4 protein-coding genes are annotated in these 9470 nt (G+C 32.8%); 2 read left to right on the top strand and 2 right to left on the bottom strand.

All coding sequences use genetic code 11. The features are described from left to right. Positions 1-134 precede the first annotated feature (134 nt). Positions 135-1988: a site-specific DNA-methyltransferase gene (locus U9P79_09260; protein MEA2104809.1), complete on the bottom strand. Its 1854-nt coding sequence runs from the start codon at positions 1986-1988 to the stop codon at positions 135-137. Positions 1989-1999: 11 nt separating this feature from the next. Further along, a complete protein-coding gene (locus U9P79_09255; protein ID MEA2104808.1) occupies positions 2000-4900 on the bottom strand; it encodes a DEAD/DEAH box helicase family protein in 2901 nt (966 codons plus the stop codon). Positions 4901-5341: 441 nt separating this feature from the next. Between U9P79_09255 and U9P79_09250 the strand changes: the two genes are divergently transcribed. Beyond that, positions 5342-7792, top strand: coding sequence for a prolyl oligopeptidase family serine peptidase (locus tag U9P79_09250; protein MEA2104807.1), 2451 nt, complete (start codon positions 5342-5344; stop codon positions 7790-7792). Between the two features lie 2 nt (positions 7793-7794). Continuing rightward, the gene (locus U9P79_09245) at positions 7795-9324 is read left to right on the top strand and encodes a T9SS type A sorting domain-containing protein (protein ID MEA2104806.1); all 1530 of its coding nucleotides are present in this window, start codon (positions 7795-7797) and stop codon (positions 9322-9324) included. Positions 9325-9470 lie beyond the last annotated feature (146 nt).

Genomic DNA, 9470 nt, shown 5'->3' with positions numbered 1-9470 from the left:
TCCATTTCTCCCCCTTTTTTTGCTTTCATTTCTGAAGTAAGCAAAAACAAATTGCTGCATAATGTTTGGAGCACGCCACGATTCTTCTTGCTTTTCTTCTTGCTTATTGTGGGCACGTTTGTTATAGGCAAAATCTACAAATTCAGCAAAGATTCATCACCGGAAATGTTTCGTATCTTCAATCTCAAAGGCTTTTTATTGCTTTTAATTTTACCATTCCAGAAATCTTTTGTCTTTTGATTATTGAAGCTGACAAAACCCAATTTATCGATTTTAATTTCAAAGTCACTTTGCCATTTACCTTTATTATTTGTGCAATCGAGACTAACCAACTCTATTAATTCTAAACCTTCATCACTTATATTTATTGGAGTAAACTTCTTACCTTTTTTTATGGATTGTAAATTTCCTTTTTCATTAAACTCATCAATTTTTTGAATTAAACGATCACTGATAAATTTAGTAATTACAGTTGCGTAAATATCATCTTTTTTTATAGTTTTGCATTCTACAATATCTTCAACAACTACATCGTGCAAAAGGTTTTTTAGATCTTTTAATTCTACACTTATTTGAGTTGCATTATTGTCTTTTATAAATTGTTCAATCTCTTTATAGTCGATAATATCTATATAATAAACAATTATTTTTTTAGCTGATATTTCAAGGTTTTGCAATTCTTGATTTACAATTTTATTAATTAAGGGTATATCCAATAATTTCTCTTTGCTATCAACTAAGTTGGGAACATAAACAGGAATTGTACCGAGTTTACTATCTTGTATTGCACCAAACCAGAATTTACTTACACCTTCAATTCCTTGTTGCAAACTTGGAATAAGCATTGCCATTTTATCCATAGTTTGAGCAGGATTACGAAATAGGTTTACACCGTCTTTTATCTCCATTATTTGAAATTCTGCCCCTGCTTCTTTCAAACGGTCTCTTGCAGTTTGTATGCTATTTACTCCCACATCACAATGTATAAATTTCCTACCCAAATCATTGGAAACTTTTGCTGTTACACCGCTACCACCAAAGAAATCGGCTACTATCATATCTTTGTTTGATGATGCTTTAATTATCCGTTCTAAAAGAGCTTCTGGCTTTTGAGTTGAATACTCATTTTCTTTTCTTTCTTTTGCCATTGAATTTAAATAGGCAATGTCATCCCACCAATCCTTTGCTCTTGTTCCTTCTTTTTTATATAACTTATATTTTTTCCCATTCAGATATTGCCATCTATACTCACCTTTTTCATCTTTTCCAGTAAAATGTGCCCCACCGTCTGCATAAGCTTCATAGACTGTATTCCAGATATATTCATCGTTTTTTGAGAACCAATATATAATATCGTGTGAATTTTGATAATAATTTGCATTTGCACTCCAACGTCTATATGCCCAAATTATCTCGTTTTTAAAATTATCTTCACCAAACACTTCGTCCATTAAAATTTTCACGTAATGCCCGATTTTTGTATCAAGATGTACATAAATACTTGCTGTGGCACTCATAATAGATTTGATTGCTTGCAAATTTTCATACATCCAATTTAGGTAATCTTCTTTTTTCCAAATATCACGATACATTTTATCTTCAAATGCACGTGAATCACTATTATCCATTTCTTGTTTCGCTTGTTTAACTTTTTCAGCAAGTTTTGGATTTTTACGGATATATACTTTTTTAGCATAATCGGCACCGCTGGCAAAAGGCGGGTCAATATAAACCAGATCAACTTTTATGTTTTGCTCTTTTAAATAAGCACAGGCAGAAACACATTCACCTCGAATTACAAGGTTTTCAGAATTTTTTCCAACTTGTTCTATTGGTTCAACTTCATAAAATGGCATTCCTCGTTTTAGGCGATCGTAAACTTTATTATTATCTCTATATCGTAATACTCTGCGAGTTCTACTGAAATTATCTAAAACAGCTTGTCCTTCAACGGTATTTGGGGTAAATGGAATATATTTTTTTGGCATTTTTTATCCTCTCAATCTTTAAAGAAATTATTTATTTTACTATTCATTTTACTTAAATTTGTAGTTAAATCATCGCTATCTACAAGATACAGGAAATCGAATTTATTATAACCGAATTTATCTTTATTTTGTTTCAGAAATTCAGTTTCAACAAATTTGCGTTTGTTTTGAAATACAGGATCATTTTCAAAACCTCTACCTTTTGTCTCAATTATCAAAGCTTTATAAATTTGTTTCCCTTTTCGTTTAATTATCAAAAAATCTGTAGTATATTTTCCGATATTTTTCCAGAAATATTTTTCTTTAGCAAAACATTTAATTACAAATTCTGTTAATCCCCGCTCTCCATTATAGTAAATTTCCAAATCTTGGTTTTTGAAATCGGATAGATTAAGAGTTTTCTCTAAAATTTCTTTTTCAAAACCACTTTGTATAAAATTGTAGGGTAAATAATGAAATGTTTTGCCTTTACTTTTCACTGCTAATGAATGTTCATAATTTTTCTTAAAGCTGTCATAAGAAATAATCATATTTTCTAATCCTGAACCTTTAAGGCTTTTTTTATATATGTCATAAAGTTTTTTTACATCATTTTCATCTACTTCTACCGAAGTATTATTTTCATCAAAATCTAATATTTTTTTCGTATCAGCTTGGTTTGGGTACAAATTTTCATTTTTATCTACAGATTGTAATTTACTTGCTATAAGAAGATTAGCATTCTCATTTACTATTTCTTTTTTAGTCTGTAAATTTCTTTTAATACTAAATGCTTTTCTTATTTCTGAATTAATATGATATAAGTCGTAGAGTTCATTGAAAAATAGTGAGTTTCTTTCTTTAAATGAGATTTTATTGAAAATTGACATTAATTCAGTTTGGTATTTATTTAAATCAGCAATAGAAATATTATTAAAACTTTCTTTTGAAATTTCAAAAAGCCATTGGTTGTAATTTGCAAAGTTAGTTCCAGTCTGCTCAATAAGTTTAATATCTGCTTCATCAATATTATTAAGACCGCTTGTTTTAATAATTGCAGATTTTTTAAAATTATCAATTTCCTGTAACAATGTTTGTAATTTAAATTTAGTATTTGGCTTTTCTTCTTCATTAATGGAATTATATGTTATTTGAAGCTGATAAAATTCAACTTCTGGTAACTGTAAATGATCGATTCTTGAAAATCTTTCAATTTTTTCTGAAGCCGATTTTGCACCAAGTTGATTTAATTCTTCGATACTTGTATGTTGTTCTTTTTTCAATTGATTATTTAACACTTTTGCATTGTATTCATTAAGCCATATTCTTGCTGTTTCGTATGTATTCTTATCAACTTGACGGAGACATCTGCAAGAAGTTTGAAGAACCATATTTTTTGGACTATCACCTTTTTGAGATAAAACAATACCTGTTAAACTTTGGCAATTCCATCCTTCTTTTCCAATCTGAACTAACAAAACATAGCGTTTTTTTATAGCAGAAATTGTTTTTGGAACATCAAGCGTATTAAATAGGAGTTTGTTTTCTGGAGGAAGTTTATAGTCTTTATTTCCTCCGTGATACCTTAATATTTCTTCAGGATTAATTTTTAAGGTTCCAGTTAAAAAGGGATAAATTTCTTCTTCAAGATTTTTGATATTACTGCAATAAATTGCAAGTTTTGCTATGTTTCCGTTTTCATAAACCTTGTTCTTGTAGTGTTCATTAAAGTCGTTTATACCTTTCTCAATTACTTGAAATTTATCTAAGTTTTGGGCAACTTTTACTTTAGGTGTTTTTAGAAAATTATTTATAGCTGAAATTAAAGGATAATAATAAACTGTATTTGTAATTTGAGAAAATTTAAAGAAAGATTCATCAGTAACATTTATTTTATCAGCTTTTGATAAATATGGAGTACCTGAAAAACCAAAAACAGTTGTAATATTTCCTGTGTTATACCATTTGTTCACAACTTGCCTTAATTTAATATCTCCTTTTGTTGCGTGATGAACTTCATCAATCAAGATTGATAAATTTGGAATTTTACCAATTAAATTTCTGAGTTCATTTGCATATTTGTCTTTTTCATCTTCTGTTTTTTCAAATAATTCTAATTGTTCGGTTAGATAAGTTCTATTTAAAATAACTTTTTCTGCATTAACTACAAACACCTGTCCGAATGGATTTGGCAAGTAATGATTTACTTTTTGGGCATTTGGATTTCGTGCTCTAATACTTTTGCTACCAGTTTTTGCTTTGTCGAGAATCTCGAAATTTAATTTGCTTTTTATTTTACTTGCAGCTGGTTCGGGTAATACCCAACTTGGATCAAATTTCTCAATTTCTTTTAGACTCGGAACTATTGAAGATTTTAAACCAGATGGAATTAGAACAAGAAAATTATGAGCGAAGTTTTTATTTTCAGGTTCGTTTTCAGCAAAATACAAATCAAGATAGATCATGGCAGCCATTAAAAAAGTTTTTCCAGCTCCCATCGGTAAACTCATAAGATAATCAGGATAATGAACATTATAAAAAATGTCCTTAATTATTTTATCGTAATTAATGCTTTCTGGTTTGTCGATGATTAATTTCTCAAGGTTTGGTAATAGGGCTGTTGTTCCATTTTTTTGTCTTGCAAAATCAAATAAGGACAATGCTTCTTTTTTTTTAGAAAGGAAATCTCTTGTATGCTGATTAATGTTTAGTTTAGATAAATCTGTTCCGTTTGTAAAAAAACCATCTGAGAATAATTGCCAAAGCGGTTTGTTTTCTCCTTTTATTTTTAGGAACAGATAAATTTCAATTGCTTGAATTTGGGTATCTCGTAATTCACCCTTATTTTGTATATATTTTATCAGCTCTTTTATTGTACAATTTTCAGATTGCAACCATTGTTTAGATTTAAGTTCGATTATTCTATTTAACATTAATTTACCTTTTTCTTTTTTTCAAATAAGAAACACACATTCATTTGTCAAACATAATCTTGAATTGAGACAATTTTATAAAAGATACTATTATTTTGTTGTTTTAAACTATTTGCCTATAATGTTTGAGTGCGATGCGGAATCGGAAGATTACTATACTTGAACCATCAATATAACTTTCTTTCATCCAGAACTGCATATCTCATCCTTTCCCACAAAATTTTAAACATATATTTTCGGTTGAAGATATATCTTGTCAAATTAAGCGAAATATTTTTCTCCAAAATCATCCCATTTTTTTTCACAGACCGGATTTTCAAAACGCTCTTTTTGAAATTCCAAATTACTATCTTCAAGTTTAAAAACGAATGATTTGACAAGGTTTTTATCTCATAATTTAAATGAAGAAAAGATTTTGTTAAGAGAAAGGTGAATTTTTTTATGAATTCAAGAATATTACATTTTTTTAGTTCGTTACTATTCTCAATTTTTATTACGCTGTTTTTTAGTTTTTCATTAATAGCACAGTCTTCCGAATATATGAAACCACCTCAAGATATCGTTGATATCGTGGATGCTCCCTACAATCCCACAATGAGAATTAGCCCTGACGGGAAATGGATTGTTCTATTAGAAAGGGAGAAATTTCCCCCATTAGAAGAATTAGCGGAGAAGGAACTGGCACTCGCAGGTAAAAGAATAAATCCCAAAACAAACGGACCAAGCCGGTCAATTTATTATAGAAAGATGCAGCTTCTTTCTATGGCAAATGAGAAGAAATTTGATTTAAAAATTTTTCCCGATGCAAAAATTGAGGACGTTAGCTGGTCTCCGGATAGTAAAAAAATTGCATTCATCCTCGAAAAAGAGCATGGATTGGAATTGTGGGTTGCTTTCACAAAATCGAAAACTGCAAAAAAACTTACAGATGCAATCGTGAACGATGCTTATTATGGAAGTCCTTTTAGATGGATGCCGAATAGTAAAACAATTTTATACAAATCTATTTTAAAAGATCGGGGAACACCACCTTTGGAAACGGAAGTGAAAATTTCTCCAACGATAATGCAAAATGAAGGGGAGGAAGTTCAGGTTCGCACCTACCAATCCCTTCTCCGGAACGATTATGATGTGAAACTTTTCAAATATTACATGACTGCTCAATTGAATAAAATTGATTTAAAGGGAAATCAAACAAAATTCGGATTATCAGGAATTATCCGCAACTATTCTCCCTCCCCCAACGGGAAATACATTTTGATGGAAATCACCCATCCACCTTTTTCTTTTATCGTGCCCGGCTATCGCTTTCCAAAATCAGTAGAAATATGGACTGATAGAGGAAAACGTGTAAAAACAATTGCCGAACTTCCGCTTGCAGAGGATATTCCGATAAGTCATGGATCTTGCAGAAAAGGTCGTAGAAATTTTGAATGGAGTGCCACCGCACCCGCTACCTTGTTTTGGGTGGAAGCCCAAGATGAAGGTAATCCATCTTTGCAAGTGAAATATAGGGATGTGGTTTATTCACTCGAGGCGCCGTTTGAAGGAATTGCCAAGAAAATATTATCCCTAACGTTCCGCTACGGAGGGATTGATTGGGGAAATGATACTCTGGCAATTTCTTATCAATATTCCCGAAAAGATAGAAGAAAAATAGTCGCTTCTTTTAATCCAAACAAGGAGAATGCAGAACCGAATGTTCTTTTCGACAGGAATTACGAAGATCAATATTCAGATCCCGGGAATTTCATATCTCATAAAAATGCCTTTGGAAAAAGTGTTCTTGTGTTTGGTAATACGCAAAATATCCTCTACTTGAAAGGAGACGGTGCTTCACAAAAAGGCAATATTCCTTTTTTGGATATATACAATTTGAAAACAAAAACAGCAAAACGTCTCTGGAATTCCCAAGCCCCATTTTACGAAAGATTTGTCAGATTTATCAGTAAAGATAAAGACGAAATTTTGATAAGACGCGAATCGAAAACCTTGCAGCCAAATTATTATCTTTTCAATTTGGACAATAAAAAATTAGAACAAGTAACCCATTTTCCCCATCCGCATGAACAATTAAACGGAATTCAAAAAGAGATGATTAGATACAAACGAAATGACGGCGTGGAATTAACCGCTACTTTGTATTTGCCTGAGGATTATCAGAAAAGCACCGAGACTTTACCCGTTTATATGAAAGCCTATCCTCATGAGTACAAAAGTGCCAGTGCTGCCGGACAAGTCAGAGAATCACCCTATAAATTCATCTGGATTTACCAATGGTCACCCCAACTCTGGATTTCGCAAGGATTTGCAGTTTTAGACAATCCGGCAATGCCGATAATCGGCGAAGGCGATGAGAAGGCAAATGATACTTTCGTAGAACAATTGGTGGCAGATGCGGAAGCTGCCGTTGATGCAGTGGTGAATATGGGAATCGGTGATCCGGACAGAATTATTATTGACGGGCATTCTTACGGAGCATTTATGGTGGCAAATCTTATGGCTCATTCAGATCTGTTTGCAGCAGGAATTGCTCGTTCAGGTGCATATAATCGCACTTTGACTCCGTTTGGTTTTCAGCATGAAGACCGGACTTATTGGGAAGTTCCGCAAGTTTATCTTGCAATGTCGCCCTTTATGTATGCGGATAAAATCGAAGAACCCCTTTTGCTCATTCACGGAGAATGCGATAATAATTCGGGCACTTTCCCAATACAAAGTGAAAGATTTTACCACGCCCTAAAAGGGAATGGTGCTACCGTTAGGCTTGTGATCTTGCCTTATGAAAGCCATTCCTATAGATCGCGTGAATCCGTTATGCATGTTTTGTGGGAAATTAATCGTTGGTTAAATAAATATGTGAAAAATGTTAACTCGAACAAAGGAGAATGATCATGAAAAAAAATATATTTATTATTATTTTAAGTTTGTCATTAATTCTTATCACGGTTGCAAGCCTATTTGCCGATGAAGTAAATGGCGAACTCTATGACATTAATGGAAAAAATATCCTCAAAATCTGGGGAACTCATTCGGAGCGAGGATATGCCTATGGATTTTTGATGCAAGCCGGAATTACCGATGTGATGAAAAATTATATTCTCGGACAGGTTTTTATGAATAATTCTATCGCTTATGAAAATATACGCACCTATTTTGAGAATTATTATGGTATCGAGCAGAAGTATATTGACGAAACCGAAAGCATGATAACCGGAATTCAAGAAGGAGGAGGAATTTTGTATAGTACGGTTTTAGGTCGAGATCTGGATTATATTGATATCTTGCTTTGTAATACCATCGTAGATCTTTCAGCCAGATTTTCGATACTTGGAGATGTTATGCATTGCTCCGGTATTTCCAGTTGGGGTGAAAGCACGGTTCAAGACCCGGAACTTGCCGGCGAATCAATAATTACCAGGCTTCTGGACTGGACTCCGTCTCAAACTTTGTTGGATAATCAGTTGATAATTGTGAGTATCCCTTCAGAGGCTGATGAACAGGGTTGGATCTCATTTTCTTTTTCCGGTATGTTGGGTTCGCTTTCGGGGATTAATGAAAGTGGCGTTACCGCTTTTATGGATGTGGGAAATAATAGCAATCATCCGAATATGGAAACACTTCACCCGATTTTTTTATCAATTCGGAATGGAATCGAAAGTGCGGATTATAATGGTAACGGACAGTGCAATCCGGACGATGTGGCTGCTGCGATCGAGGACAAATTGCATCTGAGTGGCTCAATAACTCATTCGATCTGCTCTACGGAAAAGGACAGTTTTGCGATCGTGATAGAATGCAATAATGCAAGCGGAGTAGCGATCAGAAATGTTGAGAACAATACTGTAGTTCCCGGCGATAATCTTGTTGCTACGAATCATTTCCGCGAATTATATCCACCGGTTTACTGCTATCGTTATAATAATATTGTGGATTCACTTGATGCGAATACGGAAATATCGTCTGAAAGAAGCTGGAATCTACTTTGTGGAGCAGCCGGAACTTATGGAAATATCCAGACAATTCAGTTTATCCCTTTTAATGGAGAAATTCTCTGGGCAACTTCACCCAATCCGGCAAATCCAGCCTACACACAAATTCCTGCTGAATTCGATTTGCAAGAATTATTTGATTTAAATAATGTTACTCCTCCCATTGTTGAAAATAATTTGCAAATTTACGCTCATCCGAATCCATTTTCGAAAAATGTAGAAATTTCCTATAAATTACCGGAAAATATAAGAAGCAGTCAGATTGAAATATTTAATATTAAAGGGCAACTCGTTGCAAAATTTCGTATTGAAAATTCAGAATCGGAAATTAATAAAATCGTCTGGGATGCATCAGGTTATTCTGCCGGAATTTACTTTTATAAATTTAATATTGAGAAAAGTCCGATTGGTAAGATGGTTTTGATGAGGTAATTGTCTGTGCAAAAAAGGAAAAAAATGATAAAGAAATTTCAGTTTATTGATTCATCTTTTTGCAGCGAAAATGAAAGTGTTGACGGAAAATATTTATATCAGATATTTACAAAGATAAAGAGGTAATATGAATAAAGAAAATCAAA

It is taken from the genome of Candidatus Cloacimonadota bacterium (assembly GCA_034661015.1).
In the GTDB taxonomy this organism is placed as follows: Bacteria; Cloacimonadota; Cloacimonadia; order JGIOTU-2; family JGIOTU-2; genus JAYEKN01.
The sequence above is the reverse complement of the archived record's forward strand: the minus strand, read 5'-3'. Positions and strand labels throughout refer to the sequence as shown.